Source organism: Myceligenerans pegani (assembly GCF_014892515.1).
Lineage (GTDB): Bacteria > Actinomycetota > Actinomycetes > Actinomycetales > Cellulomonadaceae > Myceligenerans > Myceligenerans pegani.
In genome coordinates, this window is record NZ_JADBGR010000093.1 from 1 (window position 1) to 26,902 (window position 26,902).

The 26,902-nt window shown below is 70.7% G+C and carries 20 protein-coding genes and 1 tRNA gene; 7 read left to right on the forward strand and 14 right to left on the reverse strand.

Annotated features, from left to right (window positions below; genetic code table 11):
- The coding region (locus tag IIE03_RS14560) for a DEAD/DEAH box helicase (RefSeq protein WP_192863482.1) at window positions 1-1,411 on the reverse strand (1,411 nt) is incomplete at its 3' end.
- A gap of 129 nt (window positions 1,412-1,540) precedes the next feature.
- On the opposite strand from IIE03_RS14560, the gene IIE03_RS14565 reads away from it, so the two are divergent.
- Window positions 1,541-2,287 (forward strand): M50 family metallopeptidase, encoded by a 747-nt coding sequence (locus IIE03_RS14565; protein WP_192863483.1) that lies wholly within the window; start codon window positions 1,541-1,543, stop codon window positions 2,285-2,287.
- Between the two features lie 109 nt (window positions 2,288-2,396).
- Here the strand turns inward: IIE03_RS14565 and IIE03_RS14570 are convergent, their stop codons facing one another.
- Window positions 2,397-2,681: an iron-sulfur cluster biosynthesis family protein gene (locus IIE03_RS14570; RefSeq protein WP_192863484.1), complete on the reverse strand. Its 285-nt coding sequence runs from the start codon at window positions 2,679-2,681 to the stop codon at window positions 2,397-2,399.
- 254 nt (window positions 2,682-2,935) lie between these two features.
- On the opposite strand from IIE03_RS14570, the gene IIE03_RS14575 reads away from it, so the two are divergent.
- Window positions 2,936-3,011 (forward strand) — tRNA-Lys (locus IIE03_RS14575).
- 199 nt (window positions 3,012-3,210) lie between these two features.
- On the opposite strand, the gene IIE03_RS14580 is transcribed toward IIE03_RS14575, so the two are convergent.
- From IIE03_RS14580 to IIE03_RS14590, 3 genes are all read right to left on the reverse strand, one after another.
- On the reverse strand, window positions 3,211-3,705 hold the full coding sequence (locus IIE03_RS14580; protein WP_192863485.1) for a MarR family winged helix-turn-helix transcriptional regulator: 495 nt from the start codon (window positions 3,703-3,705) through the stop codon (window positions 3,211-3,213).
- Window positions 3,706-3,769: 64 nt separating this feature from the next.
- Window positions 3,770-5,389 carry an MDR family MFS transporter gene (locus IIE03_RS14585; protein WP_318842989.1) on the reverse strand — a complete coding sequence of 540 codons (1,620 nt, stop codon included), beginning with the start codon at window positions 5,387-5,389 and terminating at the stop codon, window positions 3,770-3,772.
- Window positions 5,386-5,697: a helix-turn-helix domain-containing protein gene (locus IIE03_RS14590; protein WP_192863486.1), complete on the reverse strand. Its 312-nt coding sequence runs from the start codon at window positions 5,695-5,697 to the stop codon at window positions 5,386-5,388. The genes IIE03_RS14585 and IIE03_RS14590 overlap by 4 nt, the downstream gene beginning before the upstream one ends.
- Before the next feature lie 236 nt (window positions 5,698-5,933).
- On the opposite strand from IIE03_RS14590, the gene IIE03_RS14595 reads away from it, so the two are divergent.
- The 3 genes from IIE03_RS14595 to IIE03_RS14605 all read left to right on the forward strand — a co-directional run bounded on the left by IIE03_RS14595 (window position 5,934) and on the right by IIE03_RS14605 (window position 8,658).
- Window positions 5,934-6,566 carry a hypothetical protein gene (locus IIE03_RS14595; RefSeq protein WP_225997788.1) on the forward strand — a complete coding sequence of 211 codons (633 nt, stop codon included), beginning with the start codon at window positions 5,934-5,936 and terminating at the stop codon, window positions 6,564-6,566.
- A 466-nt stretch (window positions 6,567-7,032) separates the two neighbouring features.
- On the forward strand, window positions 7,033-7,653 hold the full coding sequence (locus IIE03_RS14600) for a DUF47 domain-containing protein (RefSeq protein WP_192863487.1): 621 nt from the start codon (window positions 7,033-7,035) through the stop codon (window positions 7,651-7,653).
- Window positions 7,654-8,658 carry an inorganic phosphate transporter gene (locus IIE03_RS14605; RefSeq protein WP_192863488.1) on the forward strand — a complete coding sequence of 335 codons (1,005 nt, stop codon included), beginning with the start codon at window positions 7,654-7,656 and terminating at the stop codon, window positions 8,656-8,658.
- A 53-nt stretch (window positions 8,659-8,711) separates the two neighbouring features.
- Here the strand turns inward: IIE03_RS14605 and IIE03_RS14610 are convergent, their stop codons facing one another.
- From IIE03_RS14610 to acs, 8 genes are all read right to left on the reverse strand, one after another.
- The gene (locus IIE03_RS14610; RefSeq protein WP_318842990.1) at window positions 8,712-9,677 is read right to left on the reverse strand and encodes an NUDIX hydrolase; all 966 of its coding nucleotides are present in this window, start codon (window positions 9,675-9,677) and stop codon (window positions 8,712-8,714) included.
- A 35-nt stretch (window positions 9,678-9,712) separates the two neighbouring features.
- The gene (locus IIE03_RS14615) at window positions 9,713-12,160 is read right to left on the reverse strand and encodes an RNA degradosome polyphosphate kinase (protein WP_225997789.1); all 2,448 of its coding nucleotides are present in this window, start codon (window positions 12,158-12,160) and stop codon (window positions 9,713-9,715) included.
- Between the two features lie 12 nt (window positions 12,161-12,172).
- Window positions 12,173-13,186 carry a mycothiol synthase gene (mshD, locus tag IIE03_RS14620; RefSeq protein ID WP_318842991.1) on the reverse strand — a complete coding sequence of 338 codons (1,014 nt, stop codon included), beginning with the start codon at window positions 13,184-13,186 and terminating at the stop codon, window positions 12,173-12,175.
- Between the two features lie 47 nt (window positions 13,187-13,233).
- Window positions 13,234-14,619 carry a glycoside hydrolase family 43 protein gene (locus tag IIE03_RS14625; RefSeq protein ID WP_192863490.1) on the reverse strand — a complete coding sequence of 462 codons (1,386 nt, stop codon included), beginning with the start codon at window positions 14,617-14,619 and terminating at the stop codon, window positions 13,234-13,236.
- Between the two features lie 26 nt (window positions 14,620-14,645).
- On the reverse strand, window positions 14,646-16,367 hold the full coding sequence (locus IIE03_RS14630) for a glycoside hydrolase family 27 protein (protein ID WP_318842992.1): 1,722 nt from the start codon (window positions 16,365-16,367) through the stop codon (window positions 14,646-14,648).
- A 132-nt stretch (window positions 16,368-16,499) separates the two neighbouring features.
- A complete protein-coding gene (locus tag IIE03_RS14635; RefSeq protein WP_192863491.1) occupies window positions 16,500-17,975 on the reverse strand; it encodes a non-reducing end alpha-L-arabinofuranosidase family hydrolase in 1,476 nt (491 codons plus the stop codon).
- A 198-nt stretch (window positions 17,976-18,173) separates the two neighbouring features.
- Window positions 18,174-20,255, reverse strand: a complete 2,082-nt coding sequence (locus IIE03_RS14640) for a family 43 glycosylhydrolase (RefSeq protein WP_192863492.1) — start codon at window positions 20,253-20,255, stop codon at window positions 18,174-18,176.
- A gap of 287 nt (window positions 20,256-20,542) precedes the next feature.
- On the reverse strand, window positions 20,543-22,576 hold the full coding sequence (gene acs / locus IIE03_RS14645; protein WP_192863493.1) for an acetate--CoA ligase: 2,034 nt from the start codon (window positions 22,574-22,576) through the stop codon (window positions 20,543-20,545).
- A 671-nt stretch (window positions 22,577-23,247) separates the two neighbouring features.
- On the opposite strand from acs, the gene IIE03_RS14650 reads away from it, so the two are divergent.
- Window positions 23,248-23,922: a GntR family transcriptional regulator gene (locus IIE03_RS14650; protein ID WP_318842993.1), complete on the forward strand. Its 675-nt coding sequence runs from the start codon at window positions 23,248-23,250 to the stop codon at window positions 23,920-23,922.
- A gap of 71 nt (window positions 23,923-23,993) precedes the next feature.
- Complete coding sequence (locus tag IIE03_RS14655; RefSeq protein WP_192863494.1) at window positions 23,994-25,631, forward strand: thiamine pyrophosphate-binding protein; 1,638 nt, start codon at window positions 23,994-23,996, stop codon at window positions 25,629-25,631.
- Between the two features lie 98 nt (window positions 25,632-25,729).
- On the opposite strand, the gene IIE03_RS14660 is transcribed toward IIE03_RS14655, so the two are convergent.
- Window positions 25,730-26,848, reverse strand: a complete 1,119-nt coding sequence (locus tag IIE03_RS14660; protein ID WP_192863495.1) for a DNA glycosylase AlkZ-like family protein — start codon at window positions 26,846-26,848, stop codon at window positions 25,730-25,732.
- Between the last annotated feature and the right edge of the window lie 54 nt (window positions 26,849-26,902).

Here is a 26,902-nt window from a genome sequence, read left to right on the forward strand (position 1 = left end):
GGCCCGTTCCCCGGCTCGCCGCACCCGCGTTCACGGAGTCGCCGCGGCCGGCGCCCCCGTTCGCGGTCCGGCCGCCGCCGCGTCCACGGCGCCGCCCTCCGGACCGCCCTCCGCCGTGACCGCCGGACCGGCCACCGGCGTCGCCACCGGACCGCGGTGCCGTCGTCGTCCCCGAGCCCTGGCCGGCGGACTGCGTCCGCTCGACGAGCGGCGCCATCTCGCCGACCAGCGCCGTCACCGTCGCGTCGCCGGGCGCGACGTCGCGCGGCTGTGCCGTGATCTTTGCCTTGCGCGTGAGCACCCGCATGTCGCTGCGCTGCTCGGGCAGCATCACCGTGACGACGTCGCCGCCGGAGCCCGCGCGTGCCGTCCGCCCCGACCGGTGCAGGTAGGCCTTGTGCTCGGCGGGCGGGTCGACGTGGACCACGAGCTCGACGTCGTCCACGTGGATACCCCGGGCCGCGATGTCGGTGGCGACCAGCACCTTCACGTCACCCGACGTGAACGCCGCCAGATTCCGTTCCCGCGCTCCCTGCCCAAGGTTTCCGTGCAGGTCCACGGCCGGGACGCCCGCCGTGGTGAGCTGCCGTGCGAGCTTCTTCGCCTGGTGCTTGGTCCGGGTGAACAGGACCCGGCGGCCCCTGCCGCGCGCGAGCTGGTGCACCACCTCCTTCTTCGCGTCGCGGTCGGCGACGGCGAGGATGTGGTGCGTCATCTCCGGCGGCGGGGCGGCCGCCTCGTCCACCGAATGCGTCACCGGCCGCTTCAGGTAGCGCTCGACGAGTACGTCGACGCCGTTGTCCAGCGTCGCCGAGAACAGGAGCCGCTGTCCGCCGCGCGGCGTCCTGTCGAGGATGCGCTTCACGCCGGGCAGGAACCCGAGGTCAGCCATGTGGTCGGCCTCGTCCAGCACCGTGACCTCGACCTGGTCGAGCGTCAGCACGCCCTGCCCCAGCAGGTCCTCGAGCCTGCCCGGGCACGCGACGACGATGTCGACGCCGGCGGCCAGCGCTTGCACCTGCTTGTTCTGCGAGACGCCGCCGAAGATCGTCGTCGTCCGCAGCCCCATCGAGCGCGCCACGGGCGCGAGGGTCGCGTCGATCTGGTTCGCGAGCTCGCGCGTCGGGCACAGGATCAGCCCGCGCGGCCGCCGGTTCCCGGTGTTCGACGACGGTCGCGCGCGGCCTCCCGCGCCAGCGCTGTCGTCGCGCCGGGCGGCCAGCCGTGCCACGAGCGGCAGTGCGAACGCGAGAGTCTTGCCCGAGCCGGTGCGACCGCGGCCGAGAACATCGCGGCCGGCGAGGGAATCGGGCACCGAGGCGGCCTGGATGGGGAACGGTTCGGTGATGCCACGCTCCGCGAGCGAACGTACTACGGGATCGGGCAGGCCGAGTTCGGCAAAGGTAGTCACAGGGGGCGTGGCCTCTCAGGGCTCGTTGCTGGGCTTCCGCCGCGAGCAACCCGGAGGGAAGGTCACGACGCCGGGCTCGCGGGTTCGCGCCGCCCTCGATGGGAAAGTGTCTCACGTTCTTGTGGTTCCATGGCCCGCATGACGGACTTTTTCGCCCAGGCGGGCGATGTGCTCGGCACCATCTGGACGGCCGCGATCACGCCCGTGGACGCACCGTCGTCCGTCCTGGTCCTGGCCATGTGCGGCCTTGCCCTGGCGATCGTGCTGTTCCGGCCGACCTGGCGCCTGACCCGGCATGTCATCACGATCGCGCACGAGGCGGCGCACGGGTTCGCCGCACTCCTGACCGGCCGGAAGCTGGAGGGCATCCGGCTGCACTCGGACACGTCCGGCGTGACGGTGTCGCGCGGCCGTGCGCGCGGGTTCGGGATGGTCGTCACCGCGTTCGCCGGCTACGTGGGACCGGGCGTGATCGGGCTCGGCGCGGCCTGGCTGCTGCGGGAGGGCTACGCCGTCGGGCTGCTGTGGCTCATCGTCCTGCTGCTGGCGCTGCTCCTGGTGCAGATCAGGAACCTGTTCGGGCTGTGGTCGGTCCTGGTCAGCGGGGCCGTGCTCGTCTTCGTCTCGTGGTGGCTGTCCCCGGAGGCGCAGATGGGCACCGCCTACGCGGTGACCTGGTTCCTGCTGTTCGGCGCGGTGCGGCCGGTCCTGGAGCTGCAGGTGCAGCGCGCCCGCGGGCGGGCGCCGTCGTCGGACGCCGACCAGCTCGCCGGGCTCACGGGTGTGCCGGGCCTGCTGTGGGTGGGAGTGTTCCTCCTGGTCACTGGCGGTTCCGTGGTGCTGGGCGGAGGCTGGATCCTCGCGGCGGCGGCCTGACGGTCGCGGACGCCGGCCCGGCGCCTCACCACGTGAGGCCCCGGGCCGGAACATCGGTCGTAGGAGGCCGCGCGAGCCGGTGACGACACCGGCCCGCCCGGCCTCCGGATCACTGCGCCTGGACGAGCACGAAGCCCGGGCCTTCGGCGTCGGGCTGTATGTCCAGCGTGAGTTCGTCGAGGGCGGCCGAGGCCGCCTGATCGACGAAGACATGCGTGGTGTCGGACTGGGCAACCACCTGATCCTCGGCCTCAGGAGCCTGGACGAGCGCGAGCTCGAAGTTGCCCGGCTGGCCCGCCGCCTCCGCGATGCGGAGGCCGCCCTCGGCCGGTACCTGATTCTCCTGAGCCAGGCCCTCGACCGCAGTGCGGGCGTTGTCGGTCACGGTGAGCACGGAGAGCTCCTCTCGTCGGTTCTCGTGACGCGTTCCACCGAATCAAGGTCTGCCCGAGACCGCAAGCGCGAAACGCCCACAGGGGACATCTTCCCGAGCCGCCGGCCACATGCACCGCCCACCTGCTGTCTGCAGCCTCCGCATCGGCCCCGCCGCGCCACGTAGGGTGAATTGTGCGACCGATTTCGCCGACGTAGGTAGGCTGGGTCGTCGCGTGCCCATCGGCGCGCGGTGTGACGGCCTTGCCGGCACACGGGCCGCTAGCTCAATTGGCAGAGCTACGGACTTTTAATCCGCAGGTTCTGGGTTCGAGTCCCAGGCGGCCCACCACTGACCAGGCACGATCTGCCAGAACACCAGCACGACGAGCCGGAGTGTGCGACGAAAGGTGCGACGTCGCTCCCGGATCATGCCGCCTCGGACCGAGGCGTTCATCTCTCCTTCGAACACGACCGCGTCCATCAGCGCGAGAACCCGATCGTGGGCGCCGAGGCCACCGGATCGATCGCCCGGAGAGGCGTGATCCGGCTCAGCGGTGCAGCGCCTGCCAGGCGACCAGGTCCTCCGAGTAGCGGTGCAGGAGGTCCGCCAGGAGCTGGACGTCCTTGCGGTTCCAGTGCGCGAGCGCGCCCGCGAACATCTCGATCCGGTTCGCGCGTGCCTCCTCGAAGCGCGCCGCGCCGTTCGACGTGAGGGTGATCCGCTGCCCGCGACTGTCCTCCGGGTCGGTGTCGCGCTCCACGAGGCCGAGGTCGACGAGGCGGCTCAGCTGGCGCGACACCGTCGCCCGCCCCACACCGAAGTGCGCGGCCAGGTCCGAACCGCGAGTCCCCGGGTTCTGGGCGATGTGCGCTAGCAGGGGGTAGGCACTGGCCTCCAGCTCGGGATGGACGCGCCGGGCGATCCTCGCGCCGGCAGACTGGGCGCGGCGGATGATCAGCCGGAGCTCGTGCTCCAACGCGGTGAACGGCGCGAGGTCGTCCGGTGCGGCGTCGTCGCCGGAGGTCGTTGATGTGTCGGACATGCGCTCATCATTCCGTCTCGTGTACGTGGGGCACAGTCACGACCGGATATCGGCGCGAAAGACGTTATCCAACCGTGTCGAACTCCTCGAACTGCTCCTGGCCGGACTTGTGCCCGAGCGGGATCTCCTTCATGAGGAGCACGCAGACCAGCGCGATCGCTGCCAGCGGTGTGGCGAACAGGAAGATCTCCGCGATGCCGTCGCCGTATGCGCGCTCGATCACCTCGCGGACGGCGGCCGGCATGGTCGCGAGATCGGGCAGGCTGTCGCCGGACCCACCGGAGAGCTGGGAGACGTCGACACCGGAGGCGGCGAGCTCGCCCGCGATTCCCCGCAACCCGTCGGCGATCCCGTCCGAGACCTGCGCTGCGAACGCGGCGCCGAGCGCCGAGACGCCCATCGCGCCACCGAGCGAGCGGAAGAACGCCACCGTGGACGTCCCGGAGCCCGAGTCCTTGATGTGCAGGGTGTTCTGCGTGGCCAGCACCATGTTCTGCATCAGCATGCCGACCCCCGCCCCGAGCAGGAACAGGTAGACGCTCACCAGCACGAGACCGGTCCGGTAGTCGATGGTGGACAGCAGCGCCAGCCCTCCCGTGAGCAGCACGCCGCCGGCCACCATGAACGGCTTGTACCGCCCGGTCCGCGTGATGATCTGCCCGACGACGGTCGACGTCAGGAACATCCCCGCCACCATGGGGATGGTCAGCAGGCCCGACTCGGTCGGCGTCTTGCCGCGCGCCAGCTGCATGTACTGGCTGAGGAACACCGACGTGCCGAACATCGCGACGCCCACCGCCACGGATCCGATCACGGCCAGGACGAGGGTGCGGTTGCGGAACAGGTGCATCGGGATCAGCGGCTCGTCCACCCGTAGTTCGACGACGACGGCGGCTGCGAGGGCCACGAGTGCTCCGCCGACCATCGCGGCCGTCTGCCAGGACGCCCAGTCGAACCTGGCGCCCGCGAAGGTCACCCACAGCAGCAGCGACGCGATCCCGGCGGAGATCAGCGTGGCCCCGACGACGTCGATCCTGGCCCGTCGGCGCGGCCGCCTCGGCAGCTTGAGGGTGGCCTGCAACGTGATGATGGACGCGATCGCGAACGGTAGGCCGACGAAAAAGTTCCAGTGCCAGCTGAACGTGTCGGTGAGCCAGCCGCCGAGGATCGGCCCACCCACCATGCCGACGCCCATGAACGCTCCCACCAGGCCCATGTACCTGCCACGCTCACGCGGGCTGACGATGTCCGCGATCAGCACGACGGACAGCGCTTGCAGGCCACCGGCGCCGATGCCCTGGAACGCGCGAGCCGTGATGAGCTGTCCGACGTCCTGCGAGAACCCGGCAGACGCCGCCGAGATCACCGAGATCACCAGCGCGACCTGGGTCAGCGTCTTGCGGTTGTACAGGTCGGCGAGCTTGCCCCAGATCGGAACCGTGATCGTCGAGGTCAGCAGTGTCGAGACCACCACCCAGGTGTACGACGACTGCGACCCCGAGAGGTCCGTCACGATCCTGGGCAGCGAGCTCGACACCACCGACATGGCGAGAACCGAGACGAACATGCCGAGCAGGATCCCGGAGAGGGCTTCCAGGACCCGCCGCTGGGACATCGACGGGCGGCCGGTCATGGTGGCGGACGGCGGTGCTCCCGCCGTCCGCATGTCGGTGCTGCTGCTCATGGGCTCAGTTCCTCGCGAGTGCGGCGGTCGTCCGGGTCGACGTGTCCGGCGTCGGCGAGCGCGCCCACCTGGCGGCTCGCGACGGAGGCGTCCACCTCCGGCGCGGCGGCGACGTCGGACAGCGACGCCGGGCCCGAGCAGCCGAGTACCCGCAGGACGCTCAGCCCCGCGCGGGGCCAGCCCAGATCGCGCGCCACACGCTCAGCCGCGATGCGCTGTTTGCGGCCGAGCTGGGTGAGGGCGTCGATCAGGCCGTCGGTGCCGACGACGGTCACGGGGCTCTCGGCCGGCCGCTGGAGGTGGGACATCCTGACTCCTTGGTTGCCGCAAGCAACAATACTCGAGTCGATTGTATGAGGCAATTGAATCGGGTGGGTGCGGAACACGAGGGGCGGCACCGGGTCGTACCAGGCGCGACGGTCCGAATCCCTGGTGCCGGGGCCTGCGGACGAGGATCCGAGAATCGTGTGACGACCTCCGGTTGCGCTCCACGCGAACACCGGGGCTCTCGCCGTCGGCCCGGTCAAAAGAGACACTTGAGGGCATGGACGACCATCGCGTTCCGCGCCGCCCCGCCATGCTCGATCCTCGCGACGCCGAGGCGCTCACCGGCGAGCTGGACCCCGCGATGCGCGACGAGGTCGCCCATGTCACCGCCCGCATCCTCGTCGATCGCGCGCGCACCACCGAGGACCCGGCGGTGGTGGATCGCCTCGTGCGCCTGGTGGAGCACGAGGGGCTCGACACGGTCGCGGAACTCTGGGCGGACGCCGCGGCGTCGTCCCTCCCGGGGGCGCTCTGGCGGATCTACGTGCTGCGCGAGTGGGTGCGCCGCGACCTGCAGACGATCATGCTGCGCTATCGGCTCGGCGTGGACGCCGCCCCCGTGAGCGAGGCCGTGGCCGGGGTCCCGAGCCCGCCGGAACCGCGCGACCTGCGGCAGCTGGCCGACGCCGTGCTCTCCGGGGTCTTCACCGGCGATCTCGCTGTCGCCCTGGAACGGGCCGGAGCCTTCTGCCGCATCCTGTCCACCGGCGCGGCGTTCGACGCCGACGCCCGCGAGCACGCCGACCCCCGGGCCGCCTCCCACATGACGCGCGGCGCCGGCTCCCTGCTGCGCACCGCCGAGGAGCTCGAGCACGCGGCCGACCTCTGGCGCCAGGGTCTGCTGGAGTAGGGCCTGCTCGTCAGCAGGGCTCCACGCCCCACCTTCTCGCACAGGTCCTCGAGTTCCCCGCCTTTCGTCTCCCGGACGCGCGTGACACCGCAGTCCGATGTCACCTCGGCGATCCCATGCCAGGTCCGCGCGCGATTCGGGCCGGTGGGCGCCGATGCGGCGAGATACGTCACGTTCGAGGCCCTTGGAATTCGGCAGCAGGCCGTTAGGATGGTCTGCGGCGACGCCGGGCTGCGGTAGCCCCGGGCTCCATCTTCAGCCGCTACGAGCGGCCACGCGCCGAGAGGCGCTCCCGGTCCGGTGTCGCCGATCCCTTGCTCCGGACATTCCTCCTGTTCCACGCCCTGTCCGCCGTCCACGTGCCATGTGTCACGAAGGCGTCAAGAAGCGCTATCTGGTTGGCGATCGTCGTCCAAGCCGCTCTACGCTGATCCAGTTCCACTCGCCTCTTGTTCGGGAGCCACCTGTGCGTCTGCGCCTCACTCCGCGGGACACCACGTTCTTCGATCTGCTGGGTTCGTTGGCACGGCATCTCGTGACGGGAGCGTCGCTGCTGGCGGAGTTGCTGGGGGCGGACGCGGAGGGGCGGGAGAAACTGGCCGGGCGCCTGCGCGACGAGGAGCACCTCGCCGACGAGATCGCGCACGAGATCATGCGCCGTCTCAACCAGACGTTCGTCACGCCCTTCGACCGGGACGACATCTACGCCCTCACCTCGGCCCTCGACGACTGCATGGACTCGATGGAGGAGGCCGCCGACCTCATCGTGCTGTACAAGGTGGAGGAGCTGCCGCGCCGGGTCTCCGATCAGGTCCAGGTGCTGCACCGGTGCGCCGAGCTGACGGCGGACGCGATGCCGCGGCTGCGCACCATGGGCAAGCTGGTCGACTACTGGGTCGAGGTGAACCGGCTCGAGAACGAGGCGGACAAGCTGCATCGCAAGCTCATCGCGCACCTGTTCGACGACATCGCCGACCCGATCCTGCTCATCAAGCTCAAGGAGATCGTGGACGTCCTCGAGGACGCCGCCGACCACTTCGAGAAGGTCGCGAACATGGTCGAGACGATCGCGCTCAAGGAGTCCTGAGTGGAGGCCGCCCTCGTCGTCGTGGTCGTGGCGCTCGCCCTCGCGTTCGACTACACCAACGGCTTCCACGACGCCGCCAACGCGATCGCGACGTCGGTCTCGACCCGCGCCCTGACCCCCGGCGTCGCGCTCGTCCTCGCGGCCGGCATGAACTTCGCGGGGGCGCTGCTCGGGACCGAGGTCGCCGAGACCATCGCGACGTCGATCGTGAATCTGGAAGGCGTCGCGCCGCGCGCCGAGCTGACGGTGGTGCTGGCCGCCCTCGTGGGTGCCATCGCGTGGAACCTGATCACCTGGTGGTTCGGGCTGCCGTCGTCGTCCACGCATGCGCTCATCGGCGGGCTCGTCGGGGCCGGACTCGCCGGCGGGATGGCGGTGCACTGGTCCGCGATCGTGGACAAGGTGGTGCTGCCCATGATCCTGTCGCCGCTCGTGGGCTTCGGCGCCGCGTTCGCGGTGATGATCGGCGTGCTGTGGATCTTCCGGAAGGCCTCGCCCGCTCGGACCGCGCGCCGGTTCCGGCTGGCGCAGACGACGTCGGCCGCGGCGATGGCGCTGGGCCACGGCTTGCAGGACGCGCAGAAGACCATGGGCGTGATCTTCCTGGCCCTGCTCACGGCGGGCTGGGCCGACCCGGAGGCGGGGATTCCCCTCTGGGTCAAGCTGTCGGCCGCGGCGGCCATCTCCGCCGGGACGTACGCGGGCGGCTGGCGCATCATGCGCACGCTCGGTCGCAAGATCATCGAGCTCGACCCCGCCCGGGGCTTCGTCGCCGAGTCGGTCTCCGCACTGGTCCTGTACGCGAACGCGTTCGTGCTGCACGCGCCCGTCTCCACGACGCACACCATCACGAGCGCGATCATGGGCGTCGGCGCGACGCATCGGCTGTCCGCGGTGCGCTGGGGCGTGGCGGGCAACATCGCCACCGCGTGGGTGCTGACGATCCCGGCCGCGGCGCTGATCGCGGCGCTCATCACCTGGCTGCTGCGCCCGGTCACCGGCTGACGCGCCGGCCCGCCCACGCGACCTCTCGGCGCGACGGCGGCCGCGACGGCGGCTCAGTGCAACGGCGGCGCGACGTGCTCGACCGCGACCACCCGGGGCTCGCCGTCGGCGCCGGGCGGGGCGACGTGCGCGACCAGGATCTGGCCCGGATCGAGGAACGGGTCGCGGGTGGGCAGCACGTCGGCGACCTCGCGCGGGGCGTGCTGGGCCAGCGCGTCCATGACGGTCGGCATGACCGGACGGTGCGTGCACAGCACCGCGGACTCCGCGGTCTCCGACAGCAGGTCGCGCATCGTGGCGGCGACCCGGGACGGCGACCGCTCGTGCTGCGCCTCGGTGAGGTACTCGCTGAAGGACGGGCGCAGGCCGGCCGCCCGCACGTACGGGTCGATCGTCGTCGCGCACCGTTCCCAGCGGGAACTGATCGCCTGCTCGACGCCGTAGGCGGCGAGCACGGGCACGAGCGCCGCGGCGTGCGCGTGCCCGACGGGTGTGAGCGGCCGGTCGCGCTCGGACCCGTGCCACGCCGAGCGCGCGTAGGCGAGCCCGTGCCGGGCGATGACGATCGTGCGGGTGTCGAGCAGTCCCTTCTCGTGCGCCGCGACCAAGGCCTCCAGCGGCCGGCGGTCGGTGCTCCGGGTGAGCCGGTCCGCGGCGGCGTCTGCCGTGAGCCACTCGGTCCGGTCGATCTCGCGGCGGTTCACCGGTGCCACCGGCGCCCGAGCGGTCAGGGCGTACGAGTCGCGCCCTTTGCGAGCCCGGCGCGCCGCCCAGTAGCGCACCCGTTTCACCCGGCCCTCGGGGGTGAGGTACTGCATTCCGGGCAGGGGGCGGCCGAGCACGATCGGCTTGCCCGTCTCCTCGGCCACCTCGCGGATCGCCGCCGCCTGGGACGTCTCGCCGCCGTCCAGCCGGCCCTTGGGCCAGGACCAGTCGTCGTACTTGGGCCGGTGCACGAGCTGCACCTGGAGAGCGCCGCCACGTCGGCGCCACACCAGTCCGCCCGCGGAGTCGATCACGGGAGCGTGCGTCTCGCCCGGCCGGAGCGCACCCGTCACCGGACGGGCTCGAGGCGGCGTCGCTGACGCTGGATCAGCACCGTCTGCATGTCGCGCAACGGCTGGCCGTCCGGGCCGGTGGAGTGCCGCTCCCACGTGCCGTCCGGTCGCAGGTGCCAGGACGACGTCGCATCCGACATCGACGTGTCCAGGAGCTCGGTGAGCTCGATGACGTGCAGCGGGTCCGTGACCCGGATCATGGTCTCCACGCGCCGGTCCAGGTTGCGGTGCATGAGATCCGCCGATCCGATGAACACCTCCGCGCCGACGTCGGGCCCTTCCCCGATGGCGGGCCCGGCGGAGTTCGCGAACGCGAAGATGCGCGAGTGCTCCAGGAACCGGCCCAGAATCGACCGCACCCGGATGTTCTCGCTCAGCCCGGGGACGCCGGGCCGCAGCGCGCAGATGCCGCGCACCAGCAGGTCCACCTTCACCCCGGCCTGCGAGGCGCGGTAGAGGGCGTCGATGACGGTCTCGTCCACGCACGAGTTGACCTTGATCTTCACCCACGCCTCGTGGCCGGCGCGGGCGGCGGCGGTCTCCCGCTCGATGCGCTCCACGAGGCCGGCGCGTACCGCCCGCGGGGCGACCAGCAGCCGGTGGAACTTCGACAGCGGTGCGTAGCCCGAGAGCTGGTTGAACAGGCGCGACAGATCCTGGGCGACGTCCTGCGCGCAGGTGAGCAGCCCGTGGTCCGTGTAGAGCCGGGCCGTCTTCGGGTGATAGTTCCCCGTGCCGACGTGGCAGTAGCGCAGCAGTGAGCCGTCCGGCTCCTGGCGCACCACGAGGGACAGCTTGCAGTGCGTCTTGAGGCCCACGATCCCGTACACCACGTGCACGCCCGACTCCTCGAGCTTGCGCGCCCAGGAGATGTTGGCCTCCTCGTCGAACCGCGCCTTGATCTCCACGAGGGCGAGCACCTGCTTGCCCGCCTCGGCGGCGTCGATCAGGGCGTCGACGATCGGTGAGTCGCCCGACGTGCGGTACAGCGTCTGCTTGATCGCGAGCACGTTGGGATCGGCCGCGGCCTGCGCCAGGAACGTCTGGACCGACGTGGAGAAGGAGTCGTACGGGTGGTGCAGCAGGATGTCGCGTCGCCGGATCGCCGCGAAGACGTCGGTGGGCTTGGCGCTCTCCACCTCGGCCAGGTGGCGGTGGGTGCCGCCCACGAACGGCGGATAGTGCAGCGCCGGCAGGTCGAGGTCCGCGAGCAGGTTGAGGCCGGTCAGGTCGAGCGGCGCGGGAAGCTCGTAGACCTCGGACTCCCGCACGCCCAGCTCGCGCACGATGAGGTCGCGGATGCGCGGACTGATGCCCTCGGCGATCTCGAGGCGCACCGGCGGGCCGAACCGCCGGCGCAGCAGTTCCTTCTCCATCGCCTGCAGGAGGTTCTCGGCGTCGTCCTCCTCGACGTCGACGTCCTCGTTGCGGGTGACGCGGAACGTGTGGCTCTCGCGGACCTCCATGCCCGGGAAGAGCTGGTCCAGGTGCTGGGCGATGATCTCCTCGAGCGGCACGAAGGAGATCGGGCCGCGCTGCGGGTCGGCCTTCTTCGTGCCGGGGCGTCGCGGCTTGCCCTGCTTGTCGACGGTGATGAACCGCGGCAGCAGCGGCGGCACCTTGACCCGGGCGAAGTGCTCCTTGCCGGTGGCCGGGTTGGCGACCACGACGGCCAGGTTCAGCGAGAGGCCGCTGATGTACGGGAAGGGGTGCGCCGGGTCGACGGCGAGCGGTGTGAGGACGGGGAAGATCTGCTTGCGGAAGAACTTGTGCAGGCGCTCCTGCTCCTTCTCGTCCAGCTCCTCCCAGTGCGACAACGTGATGCCCTCGGTCGCGAGAGCCGGCTGGACCTTCTCCGAGAACACGCGCGCGTGCCGGATGGTCAGCTCGTGCGCGCGCTCCGAGATGGCCGTCAGGACCTCGCGCGGGCTGAGCCCGGACGCGCTGGTCACGGCGAGGCCGGCGGCGATGCGGCGCTTCAGGCCGGCCACCCGGACCATGAAGAACTCGTCCAGGTTGGACGCGAAGATCGCCAGGAAGCGGACACGTTCCAGCAGGGGGAGGCGGGTGTCCTCGGCGAGTTCCAGCACACGTTCGTTGAAGGCCAGCCACGACGTCTCGCGTTCCAGGAACCGGTCGTCGGGAAGCGCGGCGACATCGTTCGCGGCCGCGGCCAGGGCGACGGCCGCGTCGTCCTCGGGGTCCTCCGCGATGTGCTCGGCGATGTGCGCGGCGAGTTCCGGCGTGAGCGGGCGGGAGGAGGTGGAGGCAGGCGTGGCCTCGGTCGGTACCTCGGCCGTGGGCGCCGGGTCGTGCGGGACGACGTCGTTCGGACGGGCGGCCCGCGCCGTCACCGCGGGCGTCGCCGTCGTGGCCGGAGCTGTGGACTTCTCGGGCTGTTTGATGAACCTGCCCCGCTCATCGCGTGAACGCGTGGAACTCATGAGGCCATGGTGTCACGCCCGGAAGTACTGAACATGACGCGCATCTTGCCGGAACCCTGCGTGTTTGTAGGTGGCAAGTGCCGGTGCGTTGTCGCCCTCGACGTACAGCACCGCCCGGTTGACGCCGACGCGGGCCAGGTGCGCCAGGCCGACGTCGGTCATCAGCCTGCCGAGGCCTCGGCCCTGCGCCTCGGGTGCCACGCCGACGACGTAGATCTCGCCGTCCCGTGACCCCGCGGCCTGGCCGGTCTCGACCTTGGTCCAGATGAACGCGACGGGCGCCGCGGCGGGCGCAGGTCCGGACGAGGAGTCGCGCGGCGACTCCGTACCGTCAGCCGCCGCGGGAAACAGGAGGAAGAATCCCTCCGGGTCGAACCAGGGCTCCTCCTGGCGTGCGCGGAGGTCCTCGGACGTGAGACGACCCTGCTCGGGGTGTGACGCGAAGGCACGGGCGTTGAGGTCGAGCCAGGCGTCGTCGTCTCCGGGACGGAAGGTGCGGAGCACGTAGCCCTCGGGCACGACGACGTCCTCCGGAGCGGGTACGGGGGGGCCCTCGTCGATGGGCCGGGCCAGGAAACGCAGCTCGCGGACGGGGCCGTAGCCGAGGGCGGCCGCGAGCCCCCGAGCCGGCGGCAGGTCCCCGTGCGCCCAGACCCGCAGTTGCTGGCCGCCGGGCTCCCCGGAGCGCATGGGGAAGGTGACGTCCAGTTCCGCCGCGTGCAGCAGTCGTCGCGCGATGCCCCGGCGGCGGTGGTGCGGATGGACGACGACCTCGGCCGACGCGACGGGGCCGGAGCGGTCGATCTGCAGGTAGCCCACGACCCTGCCCGCGCCGGGGACGCCGCCCTCGTCCCCGGCGTCGCGGGCGACCACATGGGTGAGCCACGGCTCGTCCCGCGAGAGGTTCAGCAACGGCTGCTCGGAGAGAGGCACGACGCCGTCCGCTCCGGCTGCCGCCGCCGCGATGTTCCGCACCTCGTGCCGCGTCTCGGAACTGAGCGGCCCGATCTCGATATGAAGAGACACGTCCCCATCATCCCTGATGTGCAGCGACTACCTCGGCGGACGGCCGGTCACGAGAAGCGCCACCAGTCGACGTTGAACAGGTAGCCGCTCCCACCGGCGAAACGCAGGTACAGATCGTGCGTGCCGGTCGCTCCGGTCACGGGGCAGGTGGTCGTGGTCCAGTTCTGCCATCCGCCGGTGCCGCCGACCGTGCACGTCCCGACCACCGAGCCGCCGGCGCCGTCGAGCCGTACCTCGATCCGGCCGCCGCCGGTCGCCGAGGCGACCCGCGCGGAGAACGACGTGGCGCCCGCACCGAACGCGACGCCCTTGACCTTGATGTAGTCGCCGGTCTCGATCCAGCCGACGTTCATGCCGCCCGCGGAGGACGGCTCGGTCTCGATCCCGGAGCCCCACGCGATGGTCTCGGCCTCCTGTCGCACGTACGGGTCGAGCGTGCCGACCTGCGGCGCACCCGTGCTCGTCATCGTGATGGTCGGGATGCTGCCGTCCGCGTTGTACCTGAACTGCTCGACCGCCACCGAACGGGTGAAGCCGCCGCCTCCCGGCAGCGCGCCGTTGTGGTAGAAGAAGTACGAGTTCCCCGCGTAGTCGATGATGCCGGCGTGGTTCGTGAAGCTGCTGCCCTGCGTCGGCATGATCGTGCCCCGATAGGTCCACGGCCCGGTCGGGCCGGGGGCCGTCGAGTAGGCGATGAACTCGGAGCAGCAGCGAGCCGAGAACACGTTGTAGTAGGTGCCGTTGCGCTTGTAGACCCACGGCCCTTCCTCGTAGAGCGTCGGCCGGTCCGGGTCCCCGGTCCGGGTGCCGAACCCGGCGGTGGTCAGCGGGATCCGGGTCGGGCTGCCGGAGTACGAGATCATGTCGGCGTTCAGGCGGACGTACCAGAGGTTCGGGTTTCCCCAGTAGAGGTACGCCTGACCGTCGTCGTCGATGAAGACAGTGGGGTCGATCTCCCCGTTGCCCACCAGGGGGTGGCCCAGGGCGTCGCGGAACGGTCCGGTCGGGTTGTCCGCTACGCCGACCCCGATGACCTTCTGTCCCGTGGAGCGCTGGCGCACCGGCACGTACCAGTAGAACTTGCCGTTGCGTGCGACGACCTCGCCGGCCCACGCGTCCGCGTCCGCCCAGGCGAAGGTCTCCAGGGACATCGGCGACCCGTGGTCGGTCCAGTTGACCATGTCGGTCGACGAGAACACGCGCCAGTCGCGCATCGTGAACCACGTGGACCCGTCCTCGTCGTGCCCGGTGTAGAGGTAGACGCGGCCGTCGTGCACCAAGGGCGCGGGATCGGCGGTGTAGAGGTGCTGAACGATCGGGTTGTCCGCCTGCGCCGGGGCGGGCAGGAGCGCGACGGCGCAGACAGCCGCGGCGATCGCGGCGCAGGCGGCCCGGAGCCTCGTGCGGGCCCGGTGTGCGAAGGACTGTCTCATGGTGCCTCCTCGAAGGTTCTGCGCTCCTACCGGCGCGTCCAGAGCTGGTTCGCCGCGCCCGTGCACGTCCAGAGCAGCACCGCGGTGTTGTTGGCGGTCCCGTTGTTGTCGACGTCCAGGCACAGGCCGGACCGCACGCCGCGGATGGTGCCGTCTGCCTGGAACGTCCACTGCTGGTTGTCGCCGCCGTGGCAGTCCCAGAGCTGTACCCGGGTGCCCGCGGTGGCGTTCGGCGGCGCGTCGAGGCACTTGCCCAGCGACCGCAGCGTGCCGTCCGTCGCGGCGGTCCACACCTGGTTCGGCGCCGAGTGGCAGTCCCAGATCACCAGGAGGGTTCCGTTCGCCGTGGCGCTCTCGGGCACGTCGAGGCAGCGGCCCGACGACGAACTGACGAGCGTCGAGTCGGTCGGCGGCTCGGACGTGTCGCCGGGGCTCACCTTGTACAGCGCGATGCCGTGCCCGGCGACCTGTGCGGTGAGCTGCCCGGTGGTCGTGCCCGTGGCGCCCGTCCACAGCTCGCGGTACGTGTGCGTGCCGGAGCCGAGCCCGACCTGGCCGAGCGTGGTCGAGATCTGCCGGCTGCCGGAGCCGCGGTTGAGCAGGGCGACCGCCACGGAGCCGTCGGCCAGCGGCTTGGCCCAGATCTCGGCGTCGCCGTCGTCACGCACCCGGTCCGCCTGTCGCACCAGCGGGTCCTGGTCGATCGCGAGGACGTCGCGGTTGGTGAGGATGGCACGGACGTCGGCGCTCATGTTCCGCAGGTCGTTGCCGGCGATGAGCGGAGCGCTGAGCATCGCCCACATGCTCATGTGCGCGCGGTTCTCCGTGGGCGTCAGGGAGTTGCGCACGCCGACCATCAGCATGTCGGGGTCGTTGTACCGCCCCGGCTGGGTCCACTCGCGCATCGGCTCGACGATGTCGAGGGCCTCGGTGATCCCGACGAAGCAGTCGGCCGACGGCGAGCAGCCCGTCGACCAGGCGTCGTCCAGGTCCTCGGAGGTGCGCCACATGTCCGCGAACTCGCCCCAGCCGGGGTAGGTCGGGGCGCTGTTCCAGTGGGCGCTGTTCGGGTTGATCGAGTAGACGATGGGTCGGCCGGTGGCCTTGAGCGCGTCACCGAACTTCTTGAACAGCGCGGCCTGCTCCTCCGCGGTGCCGCGCGGGTCGCACCAGTCGTGCTTGACGTAGTCGACGCCCCAGGAGGCGAACAGGTTCGCGTCCTGGGTCTCGTACCCGTACGACGACGTCCCCGGGCGGTTCTCGAAGTACTGGTTGCAGGTCTTCTCCCGCGGCGCGTGGTAGATCCCGAACTTCAGGCCGCGGGAGTGGATGTAGTCGCCCAGTGCCTTCATCCCCGACGGGAACCGGTCCGTCCGGGCCTGCAGGTTGCCGTTGCTGTCGCGGTAGTCCTGCATCCAGCAGTCGTCGACGACGACGTACTGGTAACCGGCGGCGGCCATGCCCGAGCTCACCATGGCGTCTGCGGTCTCCCGCACCATCTGCTCGTTGATGTTGCAGTAGAAGGTGTTCCAGCTGTTCCAACCCAGGGGAGGCAGCGGCGCCGGCTCCTCGACGGTCGGGTCGGGCGCGGCGGCCGCGGCGGTCGTATCGGCCGCAACGGCGGTCGTTCCGGCCGCGGCCTCGGCCGGGGCAGCGGCGCCGGCCGCCGGTCCGACGGCGAGCATGGACGTGGTCAGTGCGGTCGCGGCGAGCAACGACAGCAGGCGGCGACGAGGCAGGTCTTTCACGAGTACTCCTTCGGGCGGCGGTGCGATGGGCGGTGATGATCGGCCGGGTCGCCGTCTCGGCGGAGCGGCCGGGTGCGGACCGCGCACGGCGGGCTCGGTCGTGCCGAACCCCCGTGCGCGGCCCGCCGTGCGTCAGCGCTGAAGCGTGAGGAGCCCCGGGCGGTAGGGGAGCCGGTTGTAGTCACCCCCGGAGTTCGGGTCGCGGCCCTGGTACAGCAGCTGCAGGTTGCACGGGTCGACCGTCATGGTCTGGTCGGCGGTGGTGCGGATCAGCTCACCGTGGCTGATGTCGTTGGTCCACCACGCCCCGCTGTTCGCCTTGCCCGCGAACGGGTTCGACTCCGTGGCGGCCTGCGGCGTCCACGAGCCACCGAGGCTGGTCGCGGTGAACGAGCGGAAGTACCGGCCCTGCGAGCCGATCGCCTCGACGATCATCAGGTACTTCTGCTGCCCCTGGAGCTTGTACACCTGGACCGCCTCGAACAGGTTGTTCGTGGAGTCCGTCATGATCGTCTGGTAGGACGAGCCGAAGTTTCCGGGGAAGTTCCCGAGCGGCATGCTCGCGCGGTAGATCCGCCCGTTGTCGCCCGCGAAGAACAGGTACATGTTCTGGTCGTCGGCGATGAGGGTCTGGTCGATCGGGCCGGTCCCGGAATCGGAGATCGAACCGGTGAACAAGGGCTGCGGCGAGGACCACCCGTTGGGGTTCGTCGGGTCGGTCGACGTGCGGTAGATGAACGGCCACTGCCCCCACTGGTAGGCGAGCACCCAGATGTTCCTGGGTGCGAAGTAGAACAGCGTGGGCGCCACTGCCGCGTTCGACATCGCGTTCTGCGAGACGGAGCCCATCTGCGAGAAGTCGGAGAACAGGCCGAAGTTCATCGAGCCGTAGGAGTTGCCGAAGTACGTCGCGTACACGAGGTGCTGCCCGTTGTACGGCGCGATCGTGAAGTCCTTGAGGGAGGCCCAGCCGTGCTGCGGCTGTGCCAGGACTCCCGAGGAGCTCCACCGGTACGACGACGGCAGGTCACACGTGCCGTTCGGCGGAGGCGTCGTCGACCCGCCGCCGACCTTGACGAGTTGCCATTGCTGGTTGGAGCCGTTCCAGTCGGAGTACTGGACGACGTTGGCGCCGTCGGCGGTGGAGGCGCCCTGGACCTCGACGGCCTTTCCGCTGTGGCGGGCGATGAGCTGGATGTAGCCGTCGACGTCCTGGATGCTGAACTGCTGGTTGGCGGAGTTGTTGTCGGTCCACTGGATGACGTCGGCGCCGTCGGCGGTGGAGCGGCCCGAGATGTCCAGGACCTTGCCCGACAGGCGGGACTTGAGGCGGTAGTTGCCGTCGCCGGAGCTGATGAACTGCCACTGCTGCTGGTCGCCGTCGTTGCGCGACCACTGCTTGATGCTTGCGCCGTTGCTGGTGTCGAGGTTGTACACGTCCAGTGCCTTGCCGCTGTTGCGGTTGACCAGCACGTACCACGCCGTCGTATCGATGGTCGCGGCCGAGGCCGTGGGCGACGTCGCCACGACGCCCACGGTGGCGACCAGTGCGGCCACCAGGGTGGCCAGCAGTCCCAGCCGGCTTCGGCCGGCAAGTCTCGTACTCATGTCTTTCCTTCCGGGGTGAGGGGCGGCCGTGGTTCCGGCCCGGGCGATCTGCCACGATGCAGTCGCCTCGTTCGGTGGGTTTCCCAGGTGTCCCAGCAGGCTTCGTGTCGTGTGCGCGGGCATCCGCGCACNCACGACGCCTGCTGGGACGACTTCGATGGGCATCGCGGGCGGGCCCGCGACGCGATGGGGAGTGTTCTACGGGGTCGTCAGGTCGAACCGCCGCACCGTGACCTCGCCGCCGAGAGAGCTGGTGGCGTAGTTGAAGATCCCGAAGCGGTAGCCCATGAAGAACTGCCACGAGTTGCCGAGCGTGAAGCCAGGGCCGAGCCGGGTGAAGGTCACGCCGTCGGTGCTGTAGGAGAAGGTGGCCTGCCGGCCGGTGCCGGGCCGGATGTCGGCGGTGGCCCGCAGCCAGATCCGGCCGCCGCTGACGGCCGCGCTCGCGGCCTCGGTGCCGATCCCGGTCGTGTTCCAGTTGCCGTCCATCGACAGGCCGTTGGTCATCGAGACCCGGGTGGCGCCGTTGTCACGCCTGACTCCGATCCACGCCGAGGAGTCCCGCAGCATCGCGAGCCCGGCCCGGTCGCCGTCGCGCATCGTGCTGTAGTCGAGCTCGATCGTCGCGGTGGACGACGGTCCCTGGATGCGGTGGGTGAGCGTGTTGCGGGCGTTGTAGAGGTCGTTCGTGACGGTGGCGGTCTGCAGCCGGAGCCCGTCGTTCACCGTGAATCGGTTCGTGTCCGGGTTGTGATTCCACTCCCAGCGCGGACCGAGTTCGGGGCCGGCGAACGCGTCCTGGCCGATCATCGGGTCCACGGAGCGTGACGTCTCGATGCTCGGCTTCGGGTAGCTGCTGCCCCACCTGCCGTTGACTGTCTGCAGCACCGGCCAGTTGTCGCGCCAGGTGATGGGGGCGAGGGCCGGCATCCGGCCGCCCGGATAGGCGTCGACGAACGCCATGTAGTACCAGTCGCCGTTCTGGGTCTCCACCAGGCCGCCCTGGTGCGGCACGCCGCCGCCCTGGATCGGGCCGGGGAGATCAAGGAGTACCTCGCGCATCTCGTACGGTCCGAACGGCGAGGTGGACCGCAGCACGTACTGCCCGTTGGCCGGCTTGGTCAGCCAGATGTAGTAGTAGCCGTTGCGCTTGTAGAAGCGTGCACCTTCGAGGGTGTTGATGCCCGACGGCGTGCTGAACACGTGCTGGTTGCGGACCTCGCTGAACCCGTCGTCGGACAACTCTGCGACCCGGATGTCACCGTTGCCGTAGGCGACGTACATGGTGTCGTCGTCGTCCACGAGCAGGCCGGCGTCGTAATAGCAGTCGTCGATGCGGGCGCGCTTGGTCCAGTCGCCGTCCACCGACGACGCCGTGTAGACGTACGTGCGGTTGAACTCGACGCAGCCCAGCCAGTAGTAGGTCTGGTTGCTGGGCCGGTAGTTGAGCGTGGAGGCCCAGATCCCCCTGACGTACCTGCGGCCGTCGTTGAGGTCGTAGGCGCTCGAGTCGAAGTCGAGCCGTGGCACAGAGTGGCCCGCGTACTCCCAGTTGACGAGGTCGTACGAGCGCAGGATCGGCGCGCCGGGAGAGTAGTGCATCGTGGAGGCGGAGTAGTAGTAGGCGTCGTCGACCCGGATGATGTCGCCGTCGGCGAAGTCCTGCCAGATCACGGGGTTGTTGTAGGTCCCGGTGCCGGGGCCGCTGCTGCCGACCTCGACCAGCTCCCACTGCTGGTTGGCGCCGTTCCAGTCGGTGTACTGGACGATGTTGCCGCCGTCGGCGGTCGAGGCGTCCTGGACCTCGACGGCCTTGCCGCTGTGGCGGGCGATCAGCTGGACGTGGCCGTCCACATCCTCCAGCCGGAACTGCTGGTTGGTGGAGTTGTTGTCGGTCCACTGGATGATCGGGGCGCCGTTGGCCGTGGATCGCTCGGAGACGTCCAGGACCTTGCCGGACAGGCGTGACTTGAGCCGGTACCAGCCGTCGCCGGAGTCGACGAACTGCCACTGCTGGTTGTCGCCGTCGTGGCGGGACCACTGGGTGATGCGCGCGCCGTCGTGGGTGGCGAGGTCGTACACGTCCAGCGCCTTGCCGCTGTTGCGGTTGACCAGCACGTACCACGCCGTGGGAGCCACGGTGGCGGCCGACTCCGCGGCCGAGGCGGCAGGCGCGGGGCCGGTCGTCAGCGGCAGGATCACGCCGACGAGCGCTGTGGCAGCGGCCGCGACGAGTGCGACGGGGCGACGGCCGAGCCGGACTGCACTTCGGGAAGGCATCGTTGGCTCCCTCTCATCGATGGACAGACGCTTGTGCAGGGCGCCGGACACAGGACTCGGGGAGTCGGTGCCGGGCGCGAGGCCGCGTCAGGTCCGATCCGGGAGAGCCGTGTGAGCGCTAACATCGATCTCGATGCTGGCAGGCGCTTTCCCTGGGGGCAACGGTCCGACTGAAAGTTTAACGATTAACCTCCGGGTGCTCCGGGCAGGCCGGCGTTCGGACGGCAAAGGGCGGGACAACCGGCGCCTGCCGGTTGTCCCGCCCCTTGCCGAACGACCCCTACACCTCAGTCCTCCTGGGCGGACGGCGCCTTGAGTCCTGCCGCGATCTTGTCCATGACCGAGGAGTCGGCCAGGGTCGTGGCGTCGCCGACCTGGCGGTCCTCCGCGATGTCGCGCAGCAGGCGGCGCATGATCTTGCCGGAGCGGGTCTTCGGCAGCTCCGGGACCACGAGGATGCGCTTCGGCTTGGCGATGGGGCCGATCTCCTTCGCCACGTGGTTGCGCAGCTCGGTCTGCACCTCGGCGGCGCCGTCGTCCGTCGCCGCGCGGTCGGCGTGCTCGCCTCGCAGGATGACGAACGCGACGACGGCCTGACCGGTGGTCTCGTCGGCCGCGCCGACGACGGCGGCCTCGGCCACGATGTCGTTCGACACCAGGGCCGACTCGATCTCCGTGGTGGACAGGCGGTGGCCGGACACGTTCATGACGTCGTCCACTCGGCCGAGCAGCCAGATGTCGCCGTCGTCGTCCTTCTTGGCGCCGTCGCCGGCGAAGTACAGGCCCTCGTAGCGCGACCAGTACGTCTCCTTGTAGCGCTCCAGGTCCCCCCAGATCCCGCGGAGCATCGACGGCCACGGCTCGGACAGCACGAGGTAGCCGCCGGAGCCGTTCGGCACGGCGTTGGCCTCGTCGTCGACGACGTCGGCCGAGATACCCGGCAGCGGCACCTGCGCCGAGCCGGGCTTGGTGGCGGTGACGCCCGGCAGCGGGCTGATCATGATGGCGCCGGTCTCGGTCTGCCACCAGGTGTCGACGATCGGTGCTGTCCCGCCGCCGATGTGCTCGCGGTACCACATCCACGCCTCGGGGTTGATGGGCTCACCCACTGAGCCGAGCAGGCGCAACGACGACAGGTCGAACCCGGCGGGGATGTCGTCGCCCCACTTCATGCAGGCGCGGATCGCCGTCGGCGCCGTGTAGAAGATCGACACCTTGTACTTCTCGACGAGCTCCCACCAGCGGCCCTTGTGCGGGGTGTCCGGCGTGCCCTCGTACAGCACCTGCGTGGCGCCGTTGGTGAGCGGACCGTAGACGATGTACGAGTGCCCGGTGACCCAGCCGATGTCGGCGGAGCACCAGTACACGTCCGACTCGGGCTTGAGGTCGAACACGTTCCTGTGCGTGTACGCGGCCTGCGTGAGGTAGCCGCCGGTGGTGTGCAGGATGCCCTTCGGCTTCCCCGTGGTGCCCGAGGTGTACAGGATGAACAGCGGGTGCTCCGCCTCGACCCACACGGGTTCGTGCTGGTCCGAGGCGCCGTCGACGACGTCGTGCCACCACACGTCGCGCCCCTCGGTCCAGGCGACCTCCTGCTCGGTGCGCCGGACGACGAGCACCTTCTCGACCGACTCGGCGCCCTCGCCCGCGAGGGCCTCGTCGACCGCCGGCTTGAGGGCGGACGGGGCGCCCTTGCGGTAGCCGCCGTCGGCGGTGATGACCAGCTTGGCCTCGGCGTCGGCGATGCGGCTGCGCAGCGCGTCGGCGGAGAAGCCACCGAAGACGACGGAGTGCGGCGCGCCGATGCGTGCGCACGCCAGCATCGCGACGACCGACTCGATGAGCATCGGCATGTAGACGACGACCCGATCGCCGGTCCGCACGCCCAGTTCCGTCAGGGCGTTGGCGGCCTTGCTGACCTCGCGCTGCAGGTCGGCGTAGGTGATGGTGCGCGTGTCCCCGGGCTCGCCCTCGAAGTGGAAGGCCACGCGGTCCCCGTGGCCGGCCTCGACGTGCCGGTCGACGGCGTTGTAGGCGGCGTTCAGGCTGCCGTCGGCGAACCAGCGGGCGACGGGAGCATCGGACCAGTCCAGTGTCTCGGTGAACGGGGTCCTCCACGTGAGCAGGGTGTTCGCCTGCTCGGCCCAGAAGGCCAGGCGGTCGGCCCTCGCCGCCTCGTAGAGCTCGGCCGTCGCGTTGGCCTGCGCCGCGAACTCCTCGCTCGGCGGGAAGGTGCGGGTCTCGTGCAGCAGGTTCTCGAGGCTCGGGCTGGAGCCACCTCCCGACTGGGGCGCCGGGCTTGCGGGCTGAGTGTCTGTCACGGTCGGGACCTCCGGTGCGCGTCGTTGCGGGCGTACTCAGTCGTGAGGGGCTCGGAGGTCGCGCGACCTCCAATTTGTTCGGACTCCTGACAGGAGTCTAGTCCCACAAGGTGATAGGTATCACGTACCGGGCGCGCGGTGTGAGGCGTGCTTCGCATTCGGGAGCGGGAAGGCCGCGAGCGGTCGGAATCGGCCGGTGAACGGCAGCGGCCGTATCGATTCGGCCGGATGGTCGGGCGCGTCGCGAGGTGGTTCGCGATCCCGGCCCTGCGACGGGCCCGACCAGCACGGTGGCGAGTTCTCGTCCCCCACGAGTACGACACCTGGGAGATTCCTCAAGCCGGATGTCGCTCTCGCCACGGGGCGGGGGTGATCAGGCGCTTGGTGCTCCGCCGAACCGTTGGCACGGCCGACGTGTCCTGGATGCGGACTTCCGACGCGTGGGTTCCCGCCGCCCCTGTGGGTGGTGCTGTGTGGTCTATGACACACCGTTAGGGGAGTAAGTGCAAGCGGGACTCGTGATCTCCATCAGTGAATTTTCTCGCCAATCGGCAGCAACAGGTGAAAATGCTTTGCCGTCCTTGTTCTTGACAGCTGGCACTGGCGCCGAGATGCTCGGTGCGCGATCATATATGAGATCGAACACGATGGTTGCGAAGGAGGAACCGATCGTGACGGAGGCTCCCGCGAGCGTCTCCAAGTCCGAGCGCGTCTACCGCACGCTGCGCGGGCGCATCCTGGAGGGTCAGTACACGAGCGGCTACCGGCTGGTGCTCGACCAGATCGCGCGTGAGCTCGACGTCAGCCCGGTGCCGGTGCGCGAGGCGGTGCGCCGCCTGGAGGCCGAGGGCCTGGTCACGTTCACCCGCAACGTGGGGGCCGAGGTCCGCGGGGTCGACGTCGGGCAGTACGCGGACGCCATGCAGACCCTGGCGTGGCTCGAGGGGGCCGCCACCGGGCTGGCCGCACCCCACCTGGACGGCGAACGGTTGGAGCGTGCCCGGTCGCTCAACGAGGACATGCGCAACCTGCTGGGCGACGGCTTCGACCCCGTGCGGTTCACCGCGCTGAACGAACAGTTCCACCGGGTGCTCTGCGGGGCCTGCCCGAACGAGCACCTGCTGGGGCTGCTGCGGCGCGAGTGGCTGCACATGTCGCTGGTGCGGCGCTCCAGCTTCGCCGCGATGCCCGGCCGGCCCGCCGTCTCCGTCCAGGAGCACGACAGGATCCTCGCGCTCGTGAGCTCGGACGCCCCGCCGGCGGACGTCGAACGGGCGGTCCGGGACCACAAGCTGCGCACGATGCAGGAATACCTCGCCGCCCGGGGGCGAACCCCCCGGGCGTGAGCCGTACCGCAATGTCTCGGTGCCGGCGGCGATCCCGTCCGGCCCGCGGAGCGAGAGGAACGACGACGTTCATGACCACAGTCTCCGAAGCTGTCGCCCACGCCGTCGCGGCCTGCGCCGACGACGTCTTCGCCCTGATGGGCAACGGGAACGCTCATCTCCTGGACGCCCTCAGCCGCACGGATGCACGCGTCACCGCCGTGCGGCACGAGGCCGCCACCGTCGCGTCGGCGGACGCCTATCACCGCATCACCGGCCGCCTCGCGGTCGCCACCACCACTTACGGACCCGGCTTCACCAACGCCGTGACCCCGCTGGCCGAGGCCTCGCTCGCCCGGACCCCGATGCTCCTGGTGACGGGCGACGCGCCCGCCGCCGGTCAACGGGACATCGACGTCGACCAGGCGGCGATCGCGCGAGCGACCGGCGCGCTGGTGCGGCACGTGAACCCCGCCGCGCCCGGGAGACAGACGGTCGCGGCCGTGCAGGAGGCCCTGGTCCGGCGTCGGCCCGTCGTGCTGGGCATCCCGTACGACCAGGCCACGGCCGAGGCGCGGGACGACACCGTCCCCGTCCTGGAGTCGCGGCCCGAGCTCCCCGAGCCGCGTGAGGAGCAGATCGAGGCGGTCGCCGCGCTGGTCGCGGACGCCAAGCGGCCGCTCCTGCTGGCCGGCCGCGGAGCGGTCGCCGCGGCGGCCGAGGTCCGCCTGCTCGCCGACCGGATCGGCGCGCTGACCACGACGTCCGCTCCCGCCCGCGGAATGTTCGCCGGCCGCCGGTACGACGTGGGAGTGTGCGGCGGGTTCGCCTCCCCGTCGGCGTCCGAGCTGATCCGGCAGGCCGACGTCGTGCTGGTGCTCGGCGCCGGGCTCAACGACTTCCAGACGGCGTTCGGGACGGCCTTCGCGCCCGGAGCGAAGCTGGTGCAGGTCGATGTCGCCGCCCGGCCGACGCACGCGAGCGTCGCCCTGCATCTGCGGGCCGACGTCGGCCGTGCCGTCGTCGCGCTGCTCGGCGTGCTCGAGGCCGGCGAGACGCCGACCGAGCCGTGGTGCGGCGTGGCGCACGAGGCCGGCGAGCGCGACCTGCACCACCTGCGCGACACCGGGGAGGGCGTCGCCCGGGACGGCCGCATGGACCCGCGCTCCCTGTTCACCTACCTGGATCGGATGCTGCCGAAGAACCGGCAGGTCGTGTCCGACGGAGGCCACTTCATCGGCTGGGCACCCAGCTACCTCTCGGTCCCCCGGGCGGATGCCACGGTGCTGGTCGGCACGGCTTACCAGTCGATCGGGCTCGGCTTCCCGTCCGCGCCGGGTGCGCTGGTGGCGCGGCCCGACGTGCTGACCGTCGTCGTCACCGGTGACGGCGGTGGTGTCATGGGGATCGCCGACCTGGAGACCGTCGTGCGGCTGCGTAGGTCGACCCTCGTGGTCGTGGTGAACGACGCCGTCTACGGTGCGGAGGTGCACCAGTACGGATCGCAGGGGCTGGACCAGGACGTGATGCGCGTGAGCGAGATGGACTTCGCCGCGATCGCCCGCGGGTTCGGTGCACAGGCCGTGACGCTGACGCGGCCGAGCGACCTGGACTGGGTGGTGCAGTGGGTGCGGCACGGCGCCCGCGGGACGCTCGTGGTCGACGCCAAGGTGTCGCCGGAGGTGGTGGCCCCGTACATGCAGGAGATGGTGGCGCAGGCAAGGCGCTGAGGCGCGACCGGGCGGAGTCACGACCGGTGCGGGCCGCCGCGCTTGCGGGTGCGAGCCGCCGCCGAGGCGGCGGTTCGCACCCGGCGGCGTCCCCGTCGCTATTCCTCGCCGCGGGCGTACCGCACCTCGCCGAGCCGCAGCCACGAGGCGAGGCGCTCCACCTCGGCGTGCACCGCGTCCATGAGGTGGCCGTCGAACGGCAGGTCCTCGTGCACCTCGAAGACGTTCAGGACGCCGGCCTTGCGGTCCGCCTTGGCGTCGAGCTTCCCGACGAAACGGTCCTCGTGCAGGATCGGCAGGGCGAAGTAGCCCCAGCGTCGCTGTGCCTTCGGCTTGTACATCTCCAGGACGTACTCGTAGTCGAAGAGGTCGAGCAGGCGCCTGCGGTCGGCGATGAGGGCGTCGAACGGGGAGAGCAGGGCGGTGCGCGGCTCGAAGTCGTCGTCGGCGCGCGCCAGGAGCTCGGGGTCCACCCGCCACTCGCCGTCGACGCCCTCGACCTCGACGGGCTCGCCCGGCAGGTCGGTCCACCAGCCGTCGCCGTCGCCGGACCTGCTCTGCACGCGCGGCCGCGCGATGCCCTCGGCGGCCAGCCGCCGGCCGACCCGTTCCCGCCGTGCGTCCTCCAGCGGCACGGGATCGACCCGCGGATAGGCGCGTTCGGTGAGATCCCACAGTCGTTGCCGGCCCTTGCGGCCGACCATGGCCACCTTGCCCTGCATGTTCAGCGCCTCCAGCATCTCGGCCACGCTGCGGCGGCTGCTCCAGCCCTCGGCACCCCAGCGGTACGGCGTCGCCGCGGTGTCCGGGATGTCCTTGGCGAGCATCGGGCCCTCCGCCTCGAGCAGGCGCAGGATGTCCCGCTCGAAGCTCGCGTTCTCCTTCAGCCAGCCCCGCAGGCCCTCGTGCTGCGGCCAGCGCTTCATCTGCTCCAGGTAGAGCGGTAGATCGCCCATCGAGCGCACGGTGCCGCGCAGCTGGAAGAGCATGCCGTCCGCGATGGCGTCGTCGACGGCTCCCGGCCAGTAGCTGCCGCCGAGCCGCGACCACGCGATCAGGTCGGTCGCGGGGGCGATGGCCGAGGTCGGGTCGACCGCCAGGTACGTCAGGTCCTCCACCGTGTGCACGAGATCGACCGGCCGCCGGGCGTCCAGCAGCTGGGCGCGGAGCGCGATGCGGCGAGCCTGGGTGACGGTGAGCCTGTGCTTGCGGGGCATGGTGCGAGACTACGGCCGGTGTCTGACACCCGGCGTGCGGTGCCGTGGGGCCGT

Bases quoted from the DNA above. Each gene is read 5' to 3' on its own strand.
- IIE03_RS14565 (WP_192863483.1), top strand. From the start codon at position 1,541: ATGGCCCGCATGACGGACTTTTTCGCCCAGGCGGGCGATGTGCTCGGC.
- IIE03_RS14580 (WP_192863485.1), bottom strand. From the start codon at position 3,705: ATGTCCGACACATCAACGACCTCCGGCGACGACGCCGCACCGGACGAC.
- IIE03_RS14585 (WP_318842989.1), bottom strand. From the start codon at position 5,389: ATGAGCAGCAGCACCGACATGCGGACGGCGGGAGCACCGCCGTCCGCC.
- IIE03_RS14590 (WP_192863486.1), bottom strand. From the start codon at position 5,697: ATGTCCCACCTCCAGCGGCCGGCCGAGAGCCCCGTGACCGTCGTCGGC.
- IIE03_RS14595 (WP_225997788.1), top strand. From the start codon at position 5,934: ATGGACGACCATCGCGTTCCGCGCCGCCCCGCCATGCTCGATCCTCGC.
- IIE03_RS14615 (WP_225997789.1), bottom strand. From the start codon at position 12,160: ATGAGTTCCACGCGTTCACGCGATGAGCGGGGCAGGTTCATCAAACAG.
- IIE03_RS14625 (WP_192863490.1), bottom strand. From the start codon at position 14,619: ATGAGACAGTCCTTCGCACACCGGGCCCGCACGAGGCTCCGGGCCGCC.
- IIE03_RS14635 (WP_192863491.1), bottom strand. From the start codon at position 17,975: ATGAGTACGAGACTTGCCGGCCGAAGCCGGCTGGGACTGCTGGCCACC.
- IIE03_RS14640 (WP_192863492.1), bottom strand. From the start codon at position 20,255: ATGCCTTCCCGAAGTGCAGTCCGGCTCGGCCGTCGCCCCGTCGCACTC.
- IIE03_RS14655 (WP_192863494.1), top strand. From the start codon at position 23,994: ATGACCACAGTCTCCGAAGCTGTCGCCCACGCCGTCGCGGCCTGCGCC.
- IIE03_RS14660 (WP_192863495.1), bottom strand. From the start codon at position 26,848: ATGCCCCGCAAGCACAGGCTCACCGTCACCCAGGCTCGCCGCATCGCG.